The 23,297-nt window shown below is 44.0% G+C and carries 20 protein-coding genes and 1 other RNA gene; 14 read left to right on the forward strand and 7 right to left on the reverse strand.

The features are described from left to right. A partial coding sequence (locus ABWY16_RS05360; RefSeq protein WP_353903626.1) for an SDR family NAD(P)-dependent oxidoreductase occupies window positions 1–711 on the forward strand: 711 nt, incomplete at its 5' end. A gap of 27 nt (window positions 712–738) precedes the next feature. Further along, complete coding sequence (locus ABWY16_RS05365; protein ID WP_353903627.1) at window positions 739–1,650, forward strand: helix-turn-helix domain-containing protein; 912 nt, start codon at window positions 739–741, stop codon at window positions 1,648–1,650. A 50-nt stretch (window positions 1,651–1,700) separates the two neighbouring features. Here the strand turns inward: ABWY16_RS05365 and ABWY16_RS05370 are convergent, their stop codons facing one another. After that, complete coding sequence (locus tag ABWY16_RS05370) at window positions 1,701–4,124, reverse strand: alpha-ketoacid dehydrogenase subunit alpha/beta (protein WP_353903628.1); 2,424 nt, start codon at window positions 4,122–4,124, stop codon at window positions 1,701–1,703. 130 nt (window positions 4,125–4,254) lie between these two features. Between ABWY16_RS05370 and ABWY16_RS05375 the strand changes: the two genes are divergently transcribed. The 5 genes from ABWY16_RS05375 to ABWY16_RS05395 all read left to right on the forward strand — a co-directional run bounded on the left by ABWY16_RS05375 (window position 4,255) and on the right by ABWY16_RS05395 (window position 8,785). Beyond that, complete coding sequence (locus tag ABWY16_RS05375) at window positions 4,255–4,647, forward strand: DUF1573 domain-containing protein (protein ID WP_353903629.1); 393 nt, start codon at window positions 4,255–4,257, stop codon at window positions 4,645–4,647. A gap of 67 nt (window positions 4,648–4,714) precedes the next feature. Next, complete coding sequence (locus ABWY16_RS05380; protein ID WP_353903630.1) at window positions 4,715–5,914, forward strand: pyridoxal phosphate-dependent aminotransferase; 1,200 nt, start codon at window positions 4,715–4,717, stop codon at window positions 5,912–5,914. A 372-nt stretch (window positions 5,915–6,286) separates the two neighbouring features. After that, the gene (locus tag ABWY16_RS05385) at window positions 6,287–6,718 is read left to right on the forward strand and encodes a MarR family winged helix-turn-helix transcriptional regulator (protein ID WP_353903631.1); all 432 of its coding nucleotides are present in this window, start codon (window positions 6,287–6,289) and stop codon (window positions 6,716–6,718) included. Between the two features lie 39 nt (window positions 6,719–6,757). Next, complete coding sequence (locus ABWY16_RS05390) at window positions 6,758–7,363, forward strand: isochorismatase family protein (RefSeq protein ID WP_353903632.1); 606 nt, start codon at window positions 6,758–6,760, stop codon at window positions 7,361–7,363. A gap of 33 nt (window positions 7,364–7,396) precedes the next feature. Then, window positions 7,397–8,785, forward strand: a complete 1,389-nt coding sequence (locus ABWY16_RS05395; RefSeq protein ID WP_353903633.1) for an MFS transporter — start codon at window positions 7,397–7,399, stop codon at window positions 8,783–8,785. On the opposite strand, the gene ABWY16_RS05400 is transcribed toward ABWY16_RS05395, so the two are convergent. From ABWY16_RS05400 to ABWY16_RS05410, 3 genes are all read right to left on the reverse strand, one after another. Then, the gene (locus ABWY16_RS05400) at window positions 8,782–10,566 is read right to left on the reverse strand and encodes an ABC transporter ATP-binding protein (RefSeq protein ID WP_353903634.1); all 1,785 of its coding nucleotides are present in this window, start codon (window positions 10,564–10,566) and stop codon (window positions 8,782–8,784) included. The two genes, ABWY16_RS05395 and ABWY16_RS05400, sit on opposite strands and share 4 nt — an antisense overlap. Before the next feature lie 487 nt (window positions 10,567–11,053). Next, window positions 11,054–11,665 (reverse strand): class I SAM-dependent methyltransferase, encoded by a 612-nt coding sequence (locus ABWY16_RS05405; protein WP_353903635.1) that lies wholly within the window; start codon window positions 11,663–11,665, stop codon window positions 11,054–11,056. Between the two features lie 89 nt (window positions 11,666–11,754). After that, a complete protein-coding gene (locus tag ABWY16_RS05410; RefSeq protein WP_353903636.1) occupies window positions 11,755–12,138 on the reverse strand; it encodes a nuclear transport factor 2 family protein in 384 nt (127 codons plus the stop codon). Between the two features lie 176 nt (window positions 12,139–12,314). Between ABWY16_RS05410 and ABWY16_RS05415 the strand changes: the two genes are divergently transcribed. Together ABWY16_RS05415 and ABWY16_RS05420 are read left to right on the forward strand one after the other, a co-directional pair. Further along, on the forward strand, window positions 12,315–12,845 hold the full coding sequence (locus tag ABWY16_RS05415; RefSeq protein ID WP_353903637.1) for a hypothetical protein: 531 nt from the start codon (window positions 12,315–12,317) through the stop codon (window positions 12,843–12,845). Window positions 12,846–12,875: 30 nt separating this feature from the next. Continuing rightward, window positions 12,876–13,763, forward strand: coding sequence for a dienelactone hydrolase family protein (locus ABWY16_RS05420; RefSeq protein WP_353903638.1), 888 nt, complete (start codon window positions 12,876–12,878; stop codon window positions 13,761–13,763). A 44-nt stretch (window positions 13,764–13,807) separates the two neighbouring features. Here the strand turns inward: ABWY16_RS05420 and ABWY16_RS05425 are convergent, their stop codons facing one another. Further along, the gene (locus ABWY16_RS05425) at window positions 13,808–14,566 is read right to left on the reverse strand and encodes a DUF2625 domain-containing protein (protein ID WP_353903639.1); all 759 of its coding nucleotides are present in this window, start codon (window positions 14,564–14,566) and stop codon (window positions 13,808–13,810) included. Between the two features lie 185 nt (window positions 14,567–14,751). Here ABWY16_RS05425 and katG point away from each other — a divergent pair, with 185 nt between their 5' ends. The 5 genes from katG (at window position 14,752) to ABWY16_RS05450 (ending at window position 22,294) form a co-directional block, all read left to right on the forward strand. Next, complete coding sequence (gene katG, locus ABWY16_RS05430) at window positions 14,752–17,031, forward strand: catalase/peroxidase HPI (protein WP_353903640.1); 2,280 nt, start codon at window positions 14,752–14,754, stop codon at window positions 17,029–17,031. 87 nt (window positions 17,032–17,118) lie between these two features. Next, a complete protein-coding gene (locus tag ABWY16_RS05435) occupies window positions 17,119–17,937 on the forward strand; it encodes a DUF6597 domain-containing transcriptional factor (protein ID WP_353903641.1) in 819 nt (272 codons plus the stop codon). 40 nt (window positions 17,938–17,977) lie between these two features. Beyond that, on the forward strand, window positions 17,978–19,501 hold the full coding sequence (locus ABWY16_RS05440) for an FAD-dependent monooxygenase (protein WP_353903642.1): 1,524 nt from the start codon (window positions 17,978–17,980) through the stop codon (window positions 19,499–19,501). A gap of 154 nt (window positions 19,502–19,655) precedes the next feature. After that, on the forward strand, window positions 19,656–20,927 hold the full coding sequence (locus tag ABWY16_RS05445) for a paraquat-inducible protein A (protein ID WP_353903643.1): 1,272 nt from the start codon (window positions 19,656–19,658) through the stop codon (window positions 20,925–20,927). A gap of 38 nt (window positions 20,928–20,965) precedes the next feature. Further along, on the forward strand, window positions 20,966–22,294 hold the full coding sequence (locus ABWY16_RS05450) for a paraquat-inducible protein A (protein ID WP_353903644.1): 1,329 nt from the start codon (window positions 20,966–20,968) through the stop codon (window positions 22,292–22,294). A gap of 156 nt (window positions 22,295–22,450) precedes the next feature. Here the strand turns inward: ABWY16_RS05450 and ssrA are convergent. Beyond that, window positions 22,451–22,817, reverse strand: a transfer-messenger RNA (tmRNA) gene (gene ssrA, locus ABWY16_RS05455). Window positions 22,818–22,841: 24 nt separating this feature from the next. Continuing rightward, on the reverse strand, window positions 22,842–23,297 hold a 456-nt coding region (locus tag ABWY16_RS05460), incomplete at its 5' end, for an aminotransferase class I/II-fold pyridoxal phosphate-dependent enzyme (protein ID WP_353903645.1).

The raw sequence follows: 23,297 nt of genomic DNA on the forward strand, positions 1-23,297 counted from the left end.
GCACGAAATGAGGATAAACTGGAGGAACAATGCAAATTTCTAAAGGAAAAATTCGATATTGATGCGCAATATATTGTGGCTGATTTATCTTTACCAGGAACGCCGGAACAGATATTTGAGGAGGTTAAAACACGCGGTCTGGAAGTAGGTATGCTTATCAATAATGCAGGTATAGGATCAGGGGGTGAATTTGCTGAACTGTCCCTGAAATCGCAACTGGATCTGATACAGCTAAATATTTCATCGCTGGTTGCAATGACCCATCTCTTTCTGGTTAAAATGAAAGCGAGGCGTAAGGGCACAATTGTCAATATTGCGTCCATGGCTGCATTTATGCCAGTACCTTATATGTCTACATATGCTGCAAGCAAAGCTTTTGTAAGGTCGTTTACAGAGGCGATTACGCAGGAATGTGTTCCTTACAATGTACATGTAATGCTGTTTTCTCCAGGCTTGACAAAAACAAATTTTAATCAGGCAGCCGGAATTCATGGCGATACGGCCACTGGACTTCGTGCTGACTACGACAGCACCCCAACGCAAACGCCGGAACAGGTTGCTGATGAAATAATAAGGGCATTGGATAAGGGCAAACAGGCTACGGTCTCAGGAGTTCTGAACCGTATTGCAGCCAGGCTAATCACTTTTATGCCAAATTCTATGATTGCCAGAAACGTAGCCAAACAGTATAGAAAAAGATTGAAAATGTAATTGTAAATTTGTTGAAAGCCTTCTGATATGGATATACATCAATCAAGCTTACATTTCAAGACCGTCTCGCAAATGCACGGGGCAATTGGTATCGAAATGCCTAAACATCCGCTGTTCAGTATACTCCGCTTTGAGGATCTTCCTGAGGTTAAAACCGGGCAGCGCACGCGGCTGATCTCTGATTTCTACCAGATCAGCCTGAAGATGCAATCGCCCTGCAAGATGCAGTATGGACAGACTACCTATGATTTTGATGAGGGGGTGATCTCTTGCTTTGCCCCTAAGCAAGTGAGCTTTATTGACGAAGATTTTGTTTTTGCCAAATCTGGATGGATCCTGACTATACACCCAGACTTCCTGCTATCGTACCCGCTGGGCAAAAAGATCAAAGATTTTGGTTTTTTCGACTATGCTGTAAATGAAGCGCTGATTATGTCAGACGATGAACAGAAATCCGTAGAAACGATTTTTGAACAGATTGACAGGGAGTACCGGCTGCCTATCGATAATTTCAGCCAGGATCTGATCATAGCTATCCTGGAAGTGCTGCTCTCCTACTGCAACCGTTACTACAACAGACAGTTTATTACGAGGAAGGTTGTGAGTAACGACTTGCTCAGCAGGTTTGAACGGATATTGAAAACACATATAGATAATGAAATCAAGGCAGAATTACCAACTGCCAGTGCCCTCGCAGCTGAATTGAATATGTCTTCCAAATATTTGAGCGACTGTCTGAGACAACTTACCGGACAGACCACTCAACAGTTAATACATGAAAAGCTTGTTGAACAGGCCAAAATGTTGCTCAGCACTACGGAGTTGTCTGTAAGTGAGATTGCCTACCGACTGGGATTCGAATATTCACAGTCCTTCAGCAAATTATTCAAAAACAAGACGAACCAGACACCTGTTGAATTCAGACATTTGTTCAACTAGCGAATGCATCAATTCTTATCCTATGAAAAATACCGGACTAAGTATTCAGGTTAATATATAGCGGGATATTTTGTTTCGTTATGATCATGCATCATACTGTAAACAGTCTCTATAACATCATCTACAGAAGGTTTTGTAAAGTAGTCCCCATCCGTGCCATATGGTGTACGGTGTGCCTTTGCTGACAGCGTTTGCGGTTGTCCATCCAGGTGGTAATAACCTCCCTGCACTTCCAGGATCTGCTGCAACAGATAGGCAGAACCGCCTCCGGGCACATCTTCATCCACAATCAGGAGTTTATTGGTTTTCTTGAGGGAAGCAGCACACTGATGATCTGTATCAAATGGCAACAGCGTTTGGGGGTCGATGATCTCTACGGAGATATCCATTAGTGCAAGTTCTTCTGCAGCTTCTTCTACAACTCTAAGAGTAGAGCCGTAAGATACGATAGTGATATCTGCACCTTCACGGATGATTTCGGCCTTGCCAAGCGGCACAGTAAATTCACCAACATTATCCGGCATCATTTCTTTCAGGCGGTAGCCGTTCAGGCATTCGATAACCAGTGCAGGTTCATCAGCACGCAACAAAGTATTGTACATACCCGCTGCCTGGGTCATGTTTCTTGGTACACACAGGTGTAAGCCTCTCAGTGATCCAAGGATCATTGAGATGGGTGATCCTGAATGCCATACACCTTCCAGACGGTGTCCGCGGGTTCTGATGATCAGCGGAGCCTTCTGACCACCTTTGGTGCGGTAAGAGAGACTCGCCAGGTCGTCGCTCAATATATTTATTGCATATAACAGGTAATCCAGGTACTGGATTTCGGCAATTGGTCTGAGGCCACGCAGTGCGAGCCCTATCCCCTGTCCGATGATGGTCATTTCCCTGATCCCGGTGTCGGTAATTCTCAGTTCACCGTATTTTGCCTGCAAGCCTGCAAATCCCTGGTTTACGTCGCCAATAGCTCCAAGGTCTTCACCAAAAGCTACAAGACGGTGGTCGCGCGCAAAATTGGCATCAAAACAGGCGTTCAGCACTTCACGTCCGTCAACCATTTTATTGTCATCATGGTAGGAAGCCTCCGTGATACTGATCGTTGAAATGCTTTCCTTCCCGTCATTGAAGAGTTTGGAGTTATAGCGTTCTTCATTCCTTGCCCTTTCTCCATAGTACCAATCCATCAGGAGATCCCTTTCCGCAGAAGGTTGTCCGCGGGTAATACGCAGCGCCCTTCTTGCCGAAGAAATGATCTCTTTTCGCTGGGCATCGGGAGTATTTGCAAGTGTACCAGTAATTTTACCAAGTAAGGGGTTTGAAACAGCGAGGTTATTGATCATTTTGACCGCCTCGTCTTTCTCTATTTTGATATCGGCAAGAAACTCGTTCCATGCTTCTTTCTGTGCCTCACGGACAAATATTTTGGCAGTGTTTTCCAGTGCGGTCAGCTGCTCCTCATCGATGATCGCAGACTCAAGCATCCACATGCGCATCTGGCGGAGGCAATCATATTCCTTCTCCCAGGCCAAACGGCTTTTATCTTTATATCGTTCGTGTGAGCCGGAGGTGGAATGTCCCTGTGGCTGAGTTACTTCTGTCACGTGGATCATCACCGGAACGTGTTCATTCCTGCAGACCTGGATAGCCTGCTGATAGGTCTCGCACAGTGCAGGATAATCCCAGCCTTTTACTTTATAGATCTCATATCCTGCATTCTGGTCATCACGCTGAAAGCCTTTTAATACTTCGGAGATATCTTCCTTGGTTGTCTGGTATTTTGCCGGTACAGAAATGCCGTAGGCATCGTCCCAGATGGAGATTGCCATGGGTATCTGTAACACACCTGCTGCATTGATGGCCTCAAAGAATACCCCTTCAGAGGTAGAGGCATTGCCGATGGTACCAAAAGCAACCTCATTCCCTTTTACAGAAAAATTCTTCAGGTAATCCAGTTCAGGGTTCTTTCTATATAATTTCGACGCATATGCCAAACCTACCAAACGGGCCATCTGGCCGCCTGTAGGGGCAATATCCGAGGATGAATTCTTCATTTTGGTAAGATCTTTCCATGATCCGTCTTCGTTTAGGGAGCGGGTAGAAAAGTGACAGTTCATCTGTCTTCCTGCGGATGCCGGGTCTGCTTCTACATCCGGGTTTGCATACAACTGAGCGAAGAATTCCTTCATTGTACAGATGCCCGTTGCAAAAGCGAAGGTCTGGTCGCGGTAATAACCCGAACGCCAGTCGCCGTCTTTAAAAGCCTTTGCCATAGCAATTTGCGGCAGTTCCTTGCCATCGCCAAAAATACCAAACTTAGCCTTACCCGTTAAAACTTCCTTACGGCCTAATAAACTCGCCTGCCTGCTTTCGAAAGCAATCTTATAGTCCTCGATCACAATCGTTTTAAAGGCCTCAAAACTTAATTCTGAAGCATCGATGGGGTTCGTTGTAAGTTTGTTATTTAGCATCATAGAAACAAAAGTTTATTGGGCAAAGATACGAATTTAATAAATTATGGCTGGACAGAAGTCGCAATATATAAATTTGTTTGGTGCTTTGAATTGTGAAGTAAATCAGTAAATTTGTTTAAAACATACAAACATGAAAAAGCTAATTGTACTATTAACCTTTGTTTTAGGCGTAAGCGTTGCCTCATTCGCGCAAAGCAAACCGGCAGAATTTAAGTTCGAAAAAGAAACATATGATTTTGGGAAAATTCCAATGGGCAAACCGGTATCTGTAGATTTCAAATTTACAAATGTTGGTGAAGAACCATTGATCCTTACTAAAGTAGAAACTACCTGCGGATGTACAGTTCCAACCTATACACAAACTCCTATTCAGAAAGGACAGTCAGGGTTAATCAAAGTAACCTACACTCCTGCCGGAACACCACTTCCGTTCAGCAAAAGCATCACCATCACTTCCAATGCTAAAACGACTACTAAAGTGTTGTACATTAAAGGTGAGACCGTAGCTTCAAGCAGCAAATAATTTAATAGAAAAAATATTTTCTTTATAAAAACCTCGTTAATCAGCGAGGTTTTTTACTTTTGTACCCATGCCATATATATCAGAAAAAGGGATACAAATGCCCGCTTCACCTATACGAAAGCTCAGCCCATTCGCCACTCAGGCAAAAAAGGATGGCAAAAAAGTTTACCATTTGAACATTGGACAGCCGGATATAGCCACCCCCGAAGGAATGTTAAACGCCATTAAAAATATCGATTTTAACGTATGGGCATATACTGAATCTGAAGGCACATTAAGTTACCGTACCAAACTGACCGAATATTACAATAAACTGGGTTATACTATAACGCCAGAAGATATCCTGGTTACACTGGGTGGTTCTGAAGCGATTACCATTGCCATGCAAACCTGTGTAAATGAAGGCGACGAGATCATCATCCCGGAACCTTTTTATGCAAATTACAATGGCTTTGCCTGCATGAGCAATGTGGTGGTTAAACCTATCCTTTCCTATATCGAAAATGGTTTCGCCCTTCCTCCTATTGCAGAATTTGAAAAACTGATCACGCCAAAAACAAAAGGCATCATGATCTGCAGCCCAAATAATCCCACTGGATATTTGTACTCCCGTGATGAACTGACTGCATTGAAAGAACTGTGTTTAAAATATGACCTGTTTCTGTTCTGTGATGAGGCTTACAGGGAGTTCTGTTACGAAGGTGCTGAATTCGTGTCCCCAATGCACCTGGAGGGATTGGAGGAGAATGTAATCGTGATTGACACTGTGTCTAAAAGGTACAGCGCATGCGGAGCCCGTTTAGGCTGCATGATCACAAAAAATAAGGCAGTAATCAAAGCTGCTTTGAAATTTGCACAGGTAAGGCTGAGTCCGGGACAGGTTGAACAAATTGCAGGCACCGCAGCTGTGGATACACCAGACAGTTACTTTGAAGCGGTGAACAAGGAATACACATTGCGCAGGAATACGCTTGTGTCCAGACTGAACGCAATTGAAGGGGTATTCTGCCCTAATCCGGGTGGGGCATTTTATGTGGTTGCCAAACTTCCTATCGATGATTCTGACGCGTTTTGTCAGTGGATACTCGAGAAGTTCGACCATGAAGGCAGCACAGTAATGATGGCACCCGCGACTGGCTTTTACTCTACACCAGGATCAGGAAAACAGGAAGTGAGGATGGCATATGTAATTAATATCGATGATCTGAATAAAGCAATGGATTGTCTGACGGTTGCGTTACAGCAGTATCCGGGAAGAACAAACTAGTATTATCTTCATCATACCCATAGCCCGGCCTTTTCAGAAGGCCGGGCTATTTGCTTTTTCATGATTTGGCTTCGCTGATATTGCTCCGGCCTGAGATTTCGTATTTACTTCTTTATCAATTTTCAATACCGCCATAAATAAGTGTTTTATTTACTTTGGCAGGTAGAGGCAACTTAGTATTCAGAAAATTCAGGTTTCTATTTTGAAATTACATTGACTTCATTTTGAATTTACATAGATTCTATTTTGAAATTACATAAACTAAGTTGACTAATTTTCTGTCTGCTTTGAATGTTAAATTTTAAAATTGTTGATATATCAATATAATAACACTTATATTTGTAAGGTAAACTTATAAGTTTTACTTACAATATGACTAAGAATACTCACCTTGCCTCTTCCTTGAGAACTGTCACCTCGCATTTATTTAAGAGGCTCAGGCAGCAGATCAACACGATTGATAACTTATCCATTACGGAGATCACTACCCTCTCCAACCTGTATAACCACCAGCCCCTGTTTCCTTCACAGATGGCTGAGATGGTAAAAATCAAAGCGCAGTCGATGTCGCAAATCATCAACAAACTTGAAGAAGCCAACCTCATTGTTAAAATACCTTCAGAAACTGACAAAAGGAAAGTGGCGGTTTCGCTCAGTGACTTTGGTAAAGAGATGGTAGACAGGACCAGGTTTGAACGTGATGAATGGCTGAATGAAGCTATTGAGCAGTGTCTTTCAGCGGCCGATAAGAAACTGTTGCAACAGGCAGTAGAACTCATGGAGAAACTGGCTGAATACAAATAACAAACAACCTAAGCAGCACACAAAATAAACACATATAATATGATAACTTTCCTCGATCCAACAACAGCACTGGTATTAATAGATCTTCAAAAAGGCATAGTAAGTTTGCCAGTCGTTCATCCGGCAGCAGACATCGTTGCAAAATCCGCAGAGCTGGCAACTGCTTTCCGTGATAAAAATCTGCCTGTAGTTGTAGTAAATGTTAATCCATTGGGTGCCAAATGGACACAGACCCGCGTTGAGCAAGCTACAGCACCAAAAGGAGAAGATGCAATTGCAGAAGCAAGGGCAGGCATGGAACAGAGTGGCTTTTTTGATATTGTTCCGGAAATCCTGAAAGATGCCGCTGATGATATCTTTATTACCAAAACCAGCTGGAGTGCCTTTTACAACACAGATCTGGATGAGAAATTAAAAGCCTCAAACATTACCAGTATCGTTTTAGCTGGTATCGCGACCAGTATAGGCGTGGAAGGAACGGCCAGAGATGCCAGCCGCCTTGGCTACAATATTACTTTCGCGGCAGATGCCATGACCGACATGCATCTTTCCGGACATGAGCACAGCCTGAAGCTGATCTTCCCGCGTATCGGAGAAGTTGGCGATACTGCTGCAATCCTCAAAAAGCTTAAAGAAACCTACTAACACAGCCGGAAACATAAGTCCGAAACCATCTGAATGTCTGCTACCCTAAAGAAAGAACCCTTTCCCTATAGATTCATGCTGCCCATTGTGCTCGGCACGATGATGAACCCGCTGAATTCGACAATGCTGGCAACGGCATTGATTCCTTTATGCAATTCATTTCAGATCAGCGTGGGATCAGGGGCTATTCTGGTAACTTCGCTGTACGTAACCTCCACTATTGCCCAGCCGCTTATGGGGCGGCTGGCTGATATATTCAGCGCCAAGAAAATTAACACGCTGGGCTTTATCCTGGTGCTGATCGCGGCACTCATCGGCATCTTTGCACCGGGTTTTTCCTGGCTGGTAGTGTCCAGGATTATCCTGGGACTGGGCACTTCGGCAGCCTACCCTTCGGCTATGGCCCTGCTCAATAAAAAATATGCAGAAGCACAACTGCCTGTCCCTGGCAATATCCTGGGGATAATCGGCATTTCTGCACAGGTCAGTATGATTTTAGGGCCGGTACTGGGCGGATTGCTCACTCAATGGCTGGGATGGAAAGGTATATTCTTTATCAATATTCCATGGGTGCTGATCGCTGTTTACCTTTCAAAAGCTATCCCGGATGATCCGGTAAAAGAGAAGATCGATACCCCACAGTTGTTAAAGAGGCTGGATATTCCCGGCATCCTTATTTTTACACTTTTCCTCCTCTCCCTCCTGTTTTTACTGATACAGCATTCGTTTACATGGCAGCTGATTTTGCCAGTATCTGCGCTGCTCCTGCTCATGATAATCTGGGAACGCAGACAGGGTAATCCATTTATAGATGTACGGCTGCTTGCCAGCAAACCTGCCTTACTGCTGGTTTATGTAAGGGCACTTGCTACAAGTTACATTCTGTATACCATGCTTTATGGATTTCCGCAGTGGCTGGAAGGCGTGAGACATTTTAATCCGGCACAAACCGGACTGTTCATGCTTCCGGATTCAATAGTAGCTATAGCTGTAGGGTTACTCATTTCAAAAAGCAAGAAACTGTTTACCCAGAACTTTCTGGGCGCCATGTTTATGCTGGCTACATGCGGGGGTATGTTCATGCTCAATGAACAAATCAGCATTTTTATGATTGTTGTGATTACAGTAATTATGGGTATTGCTGAAGGATTAAACCTGATTGCCAACCAGGCACTGCTCAACGCGGAAGCACCTCTGGCACAAAAGGGCGTATCCTTTGGGCTGTACAGAACTTTTGCCTATCTCGGGGCCATCCTTTCCAGCTCACAGCTAAAAGTACTTTTTCATACCGGGATCACCGATCAGAAGTTCCACATCCTGAGTTTTACTGCACTGGCTTCCTGCATGGTACTTGTTGTTTTACTGATTCCACTTTGGAAACGCCGTTTAGTATTAACTAATCTGGGAACACCTGCTGTCTAGTTTTCGATCAGCGCGTCCAGTTTATTCAGCTCTTCCACTAACTTACGTTTACCAACCTGCTGACGCCACATTGCATAGTACAAGCCTTTCTGCTCAAGCAACTCATCGTGGTTACCACTTTCAATAATATGCCCGTTTTCAAGCACGTATATACGGTTGGCATGCATGATCGTAGATAACCTGTGTGCAATGATCAGCGTGATGTGATCTTTCAGCTCAGACAGTTTATTTACGGTTTTGGTGATTTCCTCTTCCGTCAGTGAATCCAGCGATGAAGTAGCCTCATCAAATAACAGGATATTCGGATGGCGTAACAGCGCCCTGGCGATAGACAAACGTTGTTTCTCACCACCTGATACTTTCACCCCGCTTTCACCGATCAGCGTATCAAGACCATCAGAAGCCCTTGATAAAAGCGACTGACAAGCGGCTTTGTTCAACGCTGCATAACATTCTTCATCGGTAGCATTGGGTTTAACAAATCTGAGGTTATCCCTGATGTTCCCCGAGAACAATTGTGTATCCTGGGTTACGAAACCGATTTTTCGGCGCAGTTCATCGAGATGGATATCGTCTGTATGCGTCTGGTTATAGAGGATGTCTCCTTTAAAGGGTTTGTATAGTCCTACCAGTAACTTAATCAGCGTAGTTTTACCGGAACCTGAAGGACCAACGAAAGCAACAGTTTCTCCTTCTTCTGCATGGAAAGAGATTCCATTAAGGGCATTACGGTTACTGTTTTTGTATTTAAAGAAGACGTTTTTAAACTGGATATGCTCAATTTTATTCAGTTCTGTAGGTGAATCAGGGATACGCTCTACCGGCATATTCATAATTCTTTTGAAATTCCCTAAAGATATTTGCGCCTCGCGCCAGGTTAATGCCATATGGCCAAATTCCTGCAGCGGACCAAATAGGAAGTAAGAATATAACAGGAAACTGAAGTACTGACCTGCAGAGATTTCCTGATCAAAGATCAGCATGAGCATTACAACAACCATAGTACTGCGTACGATATTCACCGTACTGCCCTGGATAAAGCTGAGCATTCTCAGGATCTTGGTTTTTACCACCTCAAGGTTCAGGATTTTGTAAGTTGCCATGTTCAGGCGCTCAATTTCCTGATCGCCCAAACCGTGACTTTTTACCAGTTCTATATTTCTTAATGATTCGGTTGAACGACCTGCAAGTACTGAAGTTTTCAGGATAATTGCACGGTGGATCACCTTTACCTTTTTTGAAAGCACCCAGCTCAGATAAGTAATAATCGGTACAGCCAGAATGAATACAACGGTAACTTTATAACTGATAAAGTAAGAGTATACACTGACAAAGATGATCCCAAACAATGCCATAAAGGTGACATTGATTGATGATTTGATAAAGTTTTCTGAATCACTTCTTACCCTTTGTAAAGTATCAAGTTTCTCACCGCTCCGCTGCTCTTCAAAAACATGATAAGGCATTGCGAGGGAATGCTTCATCCCATCGGCATACATTTCTGCACCTGTTTTTTGCGCTACGGTAATGGTGAAGTAATCCTGGAAGTTATTGGCGATACGGGACAGGAATGCGGCCCCGATTCCCAAACCAATGAGGGTTAAAATGCCCGAGAAATATTCATGTCTGCTGAGCAGTTCGCGTTTATTAATATATTCATCAACAATTTTACCTGTAATCAGCGGCTCAACGAGGGAAAAGCTTTGATTGATAGCAGTCATTAACAAGGCAAGGAGGACTGTCCATCTATGCTTCTTAAGGTAACTCAGCAGGATCTTCATAAATTCGGCAGATTAAATTTTAAATTCCATTGAATCTCTTCTACAGAAGACATTCAAAATGTATTCTTCAGTTAATTTATTGCAAACATTAAAAGACAAGCCGAATAATCCAGTATACAAGACAGTAAAGCTTTATTTTACCACATTTCTGTAAAAAACAGGCCGCCCAATGCCTTAAATATCTCTCCTGGCTAATAATGCTTTACAACAAATATGCTTTGACCAAAATTATGCCAGAATGTGCCCGGTAATTCCTAAAAACCACATGTGGCATAATTTAAAGCAATAAAAAGAGGAAAAATTCAATTAATCCCCTATCTGCTTAATTATGAAGCGTTTTCTTATTGTAAAATTAACACTAACAAAGCATTGACTGCCATAATAACCGCTCGGAAATCAAATAAAACCGGCGTTTGTAACTGACAGGTTTCAAACTGTAGATACTTGATACAAACTGCCCATTATGTCTACAAAGAGTGGAAGGAAGTTATTTTTTACGCAGGCACCAGGTGGTCATGCAGCGAAGGTTCTGCACGTTGGTGGTCTTGATAGGTTCAAAAAGCTCGCCATTAAGTTCTTCAGTGTAACGTAACAGCGTTTCCTGGTTAACCAGATACCTGTTTGTGCCATCCGGCAACAGATAAACGTTATTGCCCAGGGGCTCTACCAATGCCTCAATTCCAATATCAGATGCCAGGCGGGCAAAGAAATAACCCCCTGGTTTAAGCGTCCGCCAAACGGAACGCAGCATGGCATCAAAGTGCGCATCGCTTTTGGCAAAGTGGAAAATGGCACTGCAGATGGAAAGATCGAAATAGTTATCCGGAAATGGCAGCTCCTCTGCTGTGGCCACTACAAAGTTATCAGCCGGCATGTCTGGTGCAAGCACAGCAGATAAACGCTTTGCATTTTCTATGGCTTCTGCCTGCGGGTCTATCCCATAAACTTCAAATCCGTTCTGCAGGAAATAGTGAATATTACGTGCGCCACCGATACCGACGTCGAGTATACGCTGACAGTCGTCGAAACGCCCCTTTAATAACTGGTCGAATAAATAAATATCAATATTCCCGTAAAGTTGCTGCAGGTTATTTTGCATGATGTTTTTTCCTGCAAATATAAGGGAATGAGCATTAAGGGAAATCCCCTTTAGAGGGGATTTTGCCCTTTTTCGTTTATACAAATTGCTTAGAATTCCTGCTCAGGTTGCTTTTTATCCACACAATACGAGGTCATTCTTTGCACTTTGCCATCTTTCAAATCATAGATATCACAATAGAACATATCCTGACGGTTACCTGTGCTTTCGTTAACACAATCTACCTCGCCATTGACCGCAACTGAATCGCCATCAATAATCATATGATCTTTAGTAGAAGAAAGCATCTTCATATCCGGGTGTGCCTTGAAAAACTCCTCAATATTATTTTTTCCGGACAGTGTCTCATGGCCGATGATAGTCCATTCGATATCATCCGACAGATGTTCAAGTATCGATTCTACATCATTGTTATCAAATGCCTCAATGAGTGAAAGGATAAATTCTTTTGTATTTACAACTGCTGTTTCCATAACGGTAAGTTTTGATTTGTTATTTAAAGATAAGCTTTAAAGCCTTCGGCAATGCTCCGTATATCAGCCATCTTGCAGGGGCAAATACGACAAAGACAAATTGTGATGAATTAAAAATTAGCGGCAGCAATCAATGGTCTGTAAATTGTTAGAGCTAGATCCCAAGACCAATCTATATGACGCATCAGGAAGAATCAACCGAAAATACCACAAGAAAGAATGAACAGCTGACTTTACTGTTCGCCCATTATGGCAGAGCGATATATGTTGCCCAGGTTTTAGAGCAGGAAACAATCAACATGGTTGCCATAGATGAAATTGTAACGACCAAACCGGAATCGGCAACCGAATATGATACCATCTGGGCAAAGTATGATATCAGCAAGAAGATGATGGGAATTATGACCAGTTTACTCCAGCAGGCCTATGACATTGATGAAATGGACATGGAAGAGCTGAAGCATCTTTTAGCGCTCAAAAATGATCTGGCAAATATATATTTCAGATTTAATGATCTGACCACTGCCACCGAAGAGGATGCGGACCGGATGATTGCTGATTTTGTGGATTTCAATCACCGCGTACAGGTAATCAATGACAAACTACGGGCTTACAGGGAAGCCTACAATAGTCAGAATGAAGTTACGGGAGAAAGTATTGCAGCGGCACATGCGGCCAGAAAAACAGAGGTACAAAGTGTGAATTAAAATTATTATTTTTGAGTAAAGCCTTTAACTATGAGCCACATTGATAAAAAAGACATTAAACAGGAAGTGTTCGACCTGTATGACGACTATGCACACAATCGCGTAAACCGCCGGTCATTTATGCAAAAACTATCAGCTTATGCTGTTGGCGGATTAACCGTCCCTGCACTGATGAGTTTCCTGATGCCCGATTACGAAGGGAACATCCAGGTGAAAGCTGACGACCCGCGTCTGAATTCAGGATACATTGAATATCCATCTCCAAAAGGCGGAGGCACTATTAAAGGACTGCTCTCCAAACCTAAGGATGCTAAAGGAAAACTTGGAGGCATCATTGTCGTACATGAGAACCGGGGTTTGAATCCTTATATCGAAGATGTAGGCAGAAGAGCAGCCCTGGCGGGTTTCATTTCACTGGCACCCGATGCACTATCCCCTCTTGGCGGTTACCCGGGCAATGATGAAGCGGGACGCGAACTGCAAAGCAAGAGGGACAAGGGACAAATGGAAGAAGATTTTATTGCGGCATTTGAGTACCTTAAAAGTCACAAGGACTGCAATGGTAAGGTTGGCGTTGTAGGTTTCTGTTTTGGCGGCGGTATAGCCAACATGATGGCTGTTCGTGTACCCGATCTTGCTGCAGCTGTCCCCTTTTATGGCAGCCAGCCTGCATTGACGGATGTGCCAAAGATCAAGGCGCCACTTATGCTGCATTACGCATCTCTCGATACAAGAATTACTGCCGGATGGCCCGCATATGAAGCGGCGCTGAAAGAGCATGGCAAAAAATACGAAGGCTTTGTTTATGAAAACGTCAACCATGGTTTCCATAATGATACTACGCCACGTTATGATAAGACGGCAGCCGACCTGGCCTGGAAACGCACAACTGATTTCTTTGGAGCACAATTGAAATAATATTTAGCACAGGATAATCAGTTGCTCCTGATTATCCTGTTTCCCTACTCTTTTACTGCCGCTTTGAGCTCCTTCTGTTTCACGATATTGAACTTATACAGATCGTCTGTAGGTACCAGTTTACGGGTACATTTGTCGATGTCCTTACCTTCCTCAGACCATAAATAAGGGCGGAAACTGTAAGACTTGCTGCCATCCAGATTGGCGATGAACTGATCCCAGCTGGCCCAGCGCAGACCTTTATAAAAGGCAGAAAGATCACTGTCGAAACAGAACAATATAAATTCGCCGTAACCGGCATTCAGGGGCTCCCAGTTGAGGCTGTTTGGTGCCAGGTAATAGATGTTTTTCAGATCAGAACCCAATGCGCCGTAGTTGATAGCAAAAAAGCCTCCGGCGGCGTCATCGGCAACCAGCAGGTAACCTGGTTTATCTCCGTATTCCTGGATGGTTTTACCCTTGTTCCATTCCGGCACATTCCGTTTGAGCCGTGTACTGCCCGAACCTAAAATTCGCAGCCATCCGTTATCCACCATGATCCCTCCGGTATTGTAAATGATAGATCCAAGCGTAGAATAAGTAGAAACCTGCATATTATATAGTGCGTCTTTGGCTTTTGCAGAATCAGGCGCCAGTACCTCTACCTTATTTTTAGCAGAGCCGATCCATTTCTGAACAAGAGGCCAGGCAGGATCTGTATTGTTGATCAGCTCCTCCAGGCTTTGCATTTTATTTTGCGCAAAAACGGCCGGAGAAAAAATGGTTAAACTGAATAAGATAAGCGTTCTGAAAATTTGTTTCATGTAGACAATATAAGCTGCAGTAAAGATAGAATGATAATTCTGATATTTCCATGATGGTGTCATAATAGGTTTTAACTATTCATCATAGATTTAATTGATTATGATTAACGCATTCAATATCCTAAATTTATAATGCTTTTAGCTTAGCTGACTTAAACAAAGCTTACAATATAAACTCATCAAATATGGAAAACGATTCAAATGACATCAGTAAGTGCCCATTTCATAATGGCAGCATGAAACATAATGTTGCAGGCGGTGGCACCCGCAATAACGACTGGTGGCCAAACCAGTTAAAGCTAAATATTTTGCGCCAGCACTCTCCCCTGTCTAACCCGCTGGGCGAAAATTTTAACTATGCTGAAGCTTTCAAAAGTCTTGACCTGGAAGCTGTGAAAGCTGATCTTCATGCGTTAATGACCGATTCACAGGATTGGTGGCCGGCAGATTTTGGCCATTACGGAGGGCTGTTCATCCGTATGGCATGGCACAGTGCAGGTACTTACCGTGTTGGAGACGGACGTGGTGGCGCAGGAGCAGGATTACAACGTTTTGCACCGCTCAACAGCTGGCCTGACAATGTGAGTCTGGATAAGGCACGCAGGCTAGTATGGCCCATTAAACAAAAATATGGCAACAAAATATCCTGGGCTGACCTGATCATCCTCACCGGAAATGTTGCCCTCGAATCCATGGGCTTTAAAACCTTCGGCTTTGCCGGCGGACGCGAAGATGCCTGGGAAGCGGATGAATCGGTATACTGGGGTGCTGAAACTACCTGGCTGGGAAATGATAAACGTTATGCAGATGGTACGCCTGGTGTAAAAGGTGATGGTGTCTTGGTTTCTGACGAAGACGCAGATGGCGACGAACACCAGTCACGCAATCTGGAAAAACCACTTGCAGCAGCGCACATGGGACTCATCTACGTTAACCCTGAAGGTCCGGACGGTAATCCTGATCCAGCGGGTTCTGCCAGAGATATCCGCGATACATTTGGACGCATGGCAATGAATGACGAAGAAACTGTTGCATTAATTGCAGGCGGGCATACATTTGGTAAAACACATGGTGCAGCACCTTCTGACAATGTGGGTAAAGAGCCCGAAGCCGCTGATGTAGAACAACAGGGTTTTGGCTGGAGTAACAGCTATGGTTCCGGTAAAGGCCCTGATACAATTACCAGCGGACTGGAAGTAACCTGGACTACTACGCCTACACAATGGAGCAATAACTATTTTGAAAACCTGTTTGCTTACGAATGGGAATTGTCTAAAAGTCCGGGTGGTGCTCACCAGTGGGTAGCAAAAGATGCAGAAGCAATCATTCCTGATGCTTATGACAGTGAAAAGAAACATTTGCCTACTATGCTGACGAGTGACATTGCTTTGAGGGTAGACCCGGTATATGAAAAAATATCACGGAATTTCCTTGAAAATCCGGATCAGTTTGCTGATGCTTTTGCACGTGCGTGGTATAAACTGACACACCGCGATATGGGGCCTGTTGCCCGTTATCTTGGTCCGGATGTTCCTGCTGAAGAACTGTTATGGCAGGATCCTATTCCTGCTGTTGACCATGCGCTGGTCCACGATGGTGATATCGCAGCATTGAAAGCAAAACTATTGGAATCAGGCTTAAGTGTTTCTGAACTTGTTTCTACGGCATGGGCTTCGGCTTCTACTTTCCGTGGTTCCGATAAGCGTGGTGGTGCCAATGGTGCGCGCATCCGCCTTGCCCCACAAAAATTCTGGCAGGTAAATAATCCACTGCAGTTACAAAAGGTACTGAAAGTCCTTGAAGGCATTCAGTCCGAATTTAATGCTGCACAAGCCGGTGGTAAGAAAGTTTCTCTGGCAGACCTGATCGTACTTGCCGGTTCGGCAGGTATAGAAAAAGCTGCTAAAGATGCAGGTCGTGAAGTTACAGTTCCTTTCACACCGGGACGTATGGATGCTTCGCAGGAACAAACTGATGAAGAATCATTCAGTTTCCTGGAGCCCGCAGCAGATGGTTTCCGCAACTACCGCAATACGAAAATGAAGGTTTCTACCGAGGAGCTTTTAGTTGACAAGGCCCATTTGCTGACACTGACAGCACCACAGCTGACTGTGTTATTTGGTGGACTGAAGGTCTTAAACATCAATACTGATGGCTCGAACAATGGGGTTTTCACTGCTCAGCCAGGTTTGCTGACCAACGATTTCTTTGTGAACCTGCTTGATATGCATACGAAATGGCAGGCAGCATCCGAAGATAAGGAAGTTTATCTGGGAACGGACCGCGCTACAGGAGACATCAAGTGGACAGGCACACGTGCAGACCTGCTTTTTGGCTCTAATTCTGAACTGAGAGCTGTGGCTGAGGTTTATGGAAGCGCAGATGGTCAGGATAAGTTTGTAAAGGACTTTGTGGCTGCCTGGGTGAAAGTAATGAACCTTGACAGGTTCGATTTGAAAAATTAAATTAATGCCTGGTTTTTAGGGCATACTATCAAAGGCACCTTAACGGGTGCCTTTTTTGTTGATGAAATTATCGCTAGCTTGCCTGTAATGTATCACCAGGAATTTGAACCTAACGAAGCGCTGCAGGATACCATCAAATGCTTTTGGTATAATAAAATGGATTACGGAGAACTGCAGTCCGGTTATGAAGTCCTGCCCGACGGATATGCTGAGATTATTTTTCATTTCGGAAGCAGCTGCAATATTTCTGTTGATGGAATTTTTCAGGCATTACCGTCACCCTTTCTTGTGGGACTGCTCAATCAGCCGGTCAATTTCTATGCAGAAGGCCATTTTGAAATCATTGCGGTAAGGTGCTTTCCCTGGACAGTATTTGATTTGCTTGGACTACCCTCTGGGAAAGACGGGCTGCGAACGCTTGAACACCCTGTCGCTGAGCTTCAGTCTAACCTGAGTAAATATATCCATGCTGGTGAAATAGATGAAGCTGTGAATCAGGTAGAGCAGTATTTTATGAACGCACGATCGCATGTTGCTGCCAGTAGCATGTTATCCAAAGCAGGAATTGCGATGAGGAAAGCAAAAGGTATTATGCCGGTGAGCGATATTGCCGCAGCCGCTCATACTACAGTACGTACCCTGGAAAGGAACTTTAAGCATTCTTCTGGTTATACTGTAAAAGACGTATCCGGACTGATGCGCTTTGAGCAGGTAAGGAACCAACTGTGGCATTATCCAAATACCAGCATCAGCAGTTTGTCCTTTGAGCTGGGCTATACAGATCAATCCCATCTGAGCCGGGAGTTCAAACGCTACAGCGGTACTACTCCGGCAACATTTGCCAGAAAAGCAAAACAGAGGCAGCAAGCTGTAAGCGGCAACTTTGTCGCTTTTATACAAGTTTAACACAGAGGCATTTCAGAATTTTGTGTTTCAATCATTCTATATGAAAGCAACAGCTGAGCAATCCTCACAATACGATGTTATTATTTCTGGCGCAGGGCCCGTTGGCCTGTTCCTGGCCTGCGAACTGGCACTGGCCGGATGTTCAGTGCTCATACTGGAAAAGGCAGAAAATCCGGATTCCGCATTAAAGCAACTGCCTTTTGGGATAAGGGGGCTCTCCACTCCCAGTATCGAAGCTCTTGACCGCCGGGGGTTACTCCAGGAACTTGAGTTACATAAACGCATGAAAAATCCACATAGTGTTTCTACCAATGGTGGCAAACGCCAGGTAGGACACTTTGCCGGTATCCCGCTTTACGAAGATGATATTAATGCCTCGCAATGGAAGTATCGCCTGCCTGATTCCAGCCCTACCAGTCTGATATCTGAAATGCAGGAACTTGAAACTGTGTTGAGCAGCCGTGCAGCAACTCTGGGTGTCACTATCAAACGCGGGTTTGCAATTACTGATTTCCATCAGGATCTGGATGGGCTTACTGTTTATTCAGAAGACCGGTGTTTCGCAGGTAAATGGCTTGTTGGCTGTGATGGAAGCCGGAGCATTGTCCGCAAAGCCGGCGGTTTTATATTCGCTGGTACGGAACCTGAATTTACAGGCTACACGGCCAGGGTAGAAATTGCCGACCCGGAGAAACTCGGTGCGGGCAGAATTGTAACTTCAACAGGAATGTATATGCAATCGCAGCCAGGATACATTATCATACAGGATTTTGATGACGGGGTATTCCACAGTTCAGGACATACAGTTACGCTGGATCATATTCAGGAGGTGTTGCGCCGCGTCTCGAAAACTGATGTTACCATTGATGCTTTGCATATTGCAACAACCTGGACAGACCGGGCAAGGCAGGCTACCACCTACCGTGACGGTCGGGTGCTCCTGGCTGGTGATGCCGCTCATATTCACGCTCCGTTGGGAGGACAAGGGCTCAATCTGGGACTTGGCGATGCAATGAACCTGGGCTGGAAGCTCGCAGCAACTGTGCTGGGAAAAGCTCCGGAAGGTTTGCTGGATAGTTACTATACAGAACGGCACCCTGTTGGCGCTCAGGTTCTGGACTGGTCGCGCGCCCAGGTTACAATCATGAAACCCGACCCGCATGCCCGTGCATTAAATGCGATTATCCGCGATCTCATGAATACAGGCGATGGAGCTACTTACATTGCTGGAAGAATATGGGGCATTTTTACAAATTATCATCTTGATGGCGACCACCCGTTGACAGGCTACAGTGTTCCTGACTTTGAGTTCGAAGATGGTACAAGGATTAGCATGTTAATGCATGGTGCTGAGGGACTGCTGCTTGATTTTAATGCTAATCCTTTACTGGAAGCCATGGCGAATGACTACACGGTCAGGTATATTTCTGGCCGGGCTACAGAACAATTGGGATTAAGCGCTGTACTTGTACGTCCGGATGGGTTTATCGCCTGGGCTTGTGACCAGGATACCGACCTTGCTGAAGCAAGGCGCTGTGCGTCAAGGTGGTTTACCATCGACTAGAGCCTTGCCTCTTTATTCGTGTATTGTTTAATTCAATCGTGTTCAAACATTTGTGAAAATTCTGAGTTGTATGATGAATTACACCTTAAATTCAGACCAATTGACTGCTGAGCAACCGAATAGACCTACTAAAGGCTTTAATGTCTTAAAATTAATGTTAATCCTTGGCCTGGGTGTGCTGCTGGCCGGAGAGGCCTATTTTGGCTACAGATTGTATATGCTTTCGCATCACCAAAAAGAAATCAAGGAGGATTATTCTGAGACCAATAACATCATGCACGGGCTGTTCTCGGCAGATCAGTGGCAGGATGAGGTAACAGGAATCATCAAACATCAGGTGAGGAATTTTTCCATGACTAAAAAGCAGAAGCGAGAACTTCAGCTGGAAGTGGAGGAAGTTATTATGGCTGTGATCAATAAAGCAGAGGCACTTGTGGACAAACCAACAAAGACCTTTAGCGGAAAACTGAAAAAGTTTGCCATTAAAACTTTTGTGAATACGGATAAGATCAAAGCTCAGGTACCGGGTTTCGCCCGGACAGTTATTGCCAAGGCAGATAACCCGGCGAATAAAAAGAAGGCTAGTTCAATGGCCCTTGGCAAGTTTGAAGAAGTTAAGAAGACCGGATATATTGACAGCACCACCAAGGTTAATGAGGCACTGAATAACCGCATGTACCGGAAATATCATGTTTCCAGCAGGGATGCATTTAATCAGAAAGTTGTCTCCTCGCTTGCCCAAATCAAAACCGTGACTTACAATTATTGCTTTGGGATGCTTGCCTGTATAGCTATTGTGTTGTCCCTCTGGTGGATTTTCCGTAAGAGGACAGACCTGCACGCTACACTTTTCGTAATGTCACTGCTGTTTGCATTTATCCTGCTTGCAGTTGGTCTGACAGCCTCTATGATCGAAGTTGACGCGCGGATACGTTCGCTCGACTTTGTATTACTGGGAGAGCATGTTGTCTTTAAAAACCAGGTTCTATTCTTTCAGAGTAAAAGTATACTGGATGTAGTTCACATTTTAATGAGCCAGTCAGGAATGGACTCTGTACTTGTTGGTGCGCTTATCCTCATGTTCAGTATCCTTTTCCCTATCATGAAACTGAGCAGCACGGGTATACACCTGCTGGGCAAAAAAAGTATTGCCGAGAATAAATTCATCAAATACTTTGCATTCCAGTCTGGTAAGTGGAGTATGGCCGACGTGATCGTTATAGCTATTATGATGACCTATATCGGCTTAAATGGTTTACTGGAGACTCAGCTCGCGGGACTGAACGTGAAAAGTGATTTCCTGACTATTATCACGACAAATAACACTGCTTTACAGCCGGGATTTATCATATTCATCAGCTTTGTATTATACGGACTTATCCTGTCAACCATCCTGAAGTATATTACTCCCTACGATACACATTAACTATTCACCCGCATACTATCATTTAATACATCAATACATTGACAACTGAGCAAACACATACAACGGCCGGCAAATTTGGATTGTCCAACATCTTACTCATTCTTGGGTTAAGTGCACTTCTTTGCGGGGAGGCTTATTTGGGTTATCGCCTGGATATACTTTCCAGTGAGCAAACCCAGATCAAAGAAGATTACAGTATGTCCAATAATATCACTTTCGGGTTGTTTTCTCTTGACCAGTGGCGTGAAAGGATCAGTAACGTAGTAGATCGTCAGGTTACAACATATAAGGTGAGCCCGGCACAGAAGAAAGCCATGCAGAAGCAGGTTGAAGCGCAGCTGAGCGGAATGATCAACAGTGTTGTAAAAGAAATCACTAAACCACAGGAATCTGTAGGTGGTAAATTAAAAAAGTTTGCGTTTAAGCAGTTTGTAGATCCAAAGGATCTGCAGGCACAGGTACCCTCATTTTCCAGAACTATTGTTAATAAAGTGACCAGTCCGAAGAGTGTAAACAGGTTGAAGAACATTGCAAGCAGTAAAATAGATCAGCTTGAGGACGCCACTTATGACAGCACCAGTGTAGCCTATAATCAGGTCACGAAGAATCTGTTCCGCAAGTATAAAGTCACTAATGCAGCTGATTTTAACAGAGAGATTACCTCCCACCTGGATGCTATTCACAAGGTCACCTATAATTATGCCTACGGCATGCTGGGCTGCGTTCTGCTGGTTGTGATTCTATGGTGGTTTTTAAGGAACAAGCGCGAACTGCAGAACACGCTCTTTATTATGTCACTGTTCTTTGCTTTTATCCTGCTGGCCGTTGGTATGACATCAGCCATCATTGATGTTGATGCCCGGATCCAGACGCTTGATTTTATGATGATGGGCAAGAAGGTATCATTTGAAAACCAGGTGTTATTTTTCCAGAGCAAAAGTATCATGGGAATTGTTCACACTTTAATTGAACAGCCAAAACCTGATGCGGTTCTGGTAGGGATACTTATTTTGTTGTTCGTGATCATACTTCCCCTGTTGAGAATGATTGCCAAAGGAATCGTTATACTGGGCAGTGAAAAGCTGGCTCAGAACAAGGTGGTAAAGTACCTGACTTTTGAATTGGGTAAATGGGATATGGCAGATGTGATGGTTGTTGGGGTAGCGATGACTTATATTGGTTTGAATGGTATCCTGAAAAGTCAGCTTTCCAATCTGAATATCAGTAACGAATTCCTGAAAACTACGACAGTTAATTATACATCTTTGCAGCCCGGGTTTATAATCTTCGTAGGGTATGTGGTTTTTGAACGGGTTTTGACTTATTGGTTAAACCGGATTAAAGCGGATGATCCTGTAGTAAGTTAGTTTGAATAAGCCACAGAAAAATGAAGTTTTAAGTGCTGTAGAAATCGCTGAAAAATTGTGGTTAGAATTTATTGGGCAGGTGGGAAATGGTTATTGATAGTCAAAACTTAATTACTACCTCAAAGAAAAAGGGGCTCCATCTAGTGAAGCCCCTTCCCGTGGAGCCGAAGGGGTTCGAACCCTTGTCCAGTTGTGTGGCAAATTATGCCTTCTACATGCTTATTTTCCACTTTATTTTCGGGATCAGACGGGCCGGAAACCTACCTTGCCTTTCTCCTTAGGTACTTTATCTCGCAACTGTACCGTACCTTACAATTGCCAGCGTCATTTATTTCGATGCCCTTGATTCTGGCCTAAAAACGCGGCAACCAGAAGGACAAAAGCTATTTAATTCTAAATTAAGCAGCTAAGGCGTAGTTATTTTCGCCAATCAAAGTGTGAACGTTCAATTTAAAGTGCTCTCCGTACAACGCACTGCATGCTAACATACGTACCTCCGCCCTGTCAAATCCAAAACGGCCCCGTTGTTATTGCAAAAGTACTAAAATTATGCCACAGTTCTACCAGGGTATTGCTGCAAGGCAACCTCTAAGCAATCCATTGCCTTGTTAAGGTCCTCAGTATTTAATACATAGGCCATTCTAACCTCATTTTTTCCTGACCCTGGAGAAGAATAAAAACCTGTTGCAGGCGCCATCATGACAGTTGCGCCATCTAGATCAAAACTTTCTAGCATCCACTGACAGAATTTGTCGGCATCATCTATAGGTAGTTTTGCAACAACATAAAAAGCACCGCCAGGGTTAGGACAAAAAACCCCCGGCATTTCATTGAGTCTTTTAACTAATGTATTTCGACGGAGCGTATACTCTTTATTGACTGCCTCAAAATAACTATCCGGCGTGTCAATCGCGGCCGTGGCAGCGATCTGCTCAACCATTCCGGGACTTAATCTTGCTTGTGCGAACTTCAAAGCAGCTTGTATCACAGCCTTATTTTTGGT

Origin of the sequence: Pedobacter sp. (assembly GCF_040513095.1) — a bacterium.
Taxonomy (GTDB): Bacteria; Bacteroidota; Bacteroidia; order Sphingobacteriales; family Sphingobacteriaceae; genus Pedobacter.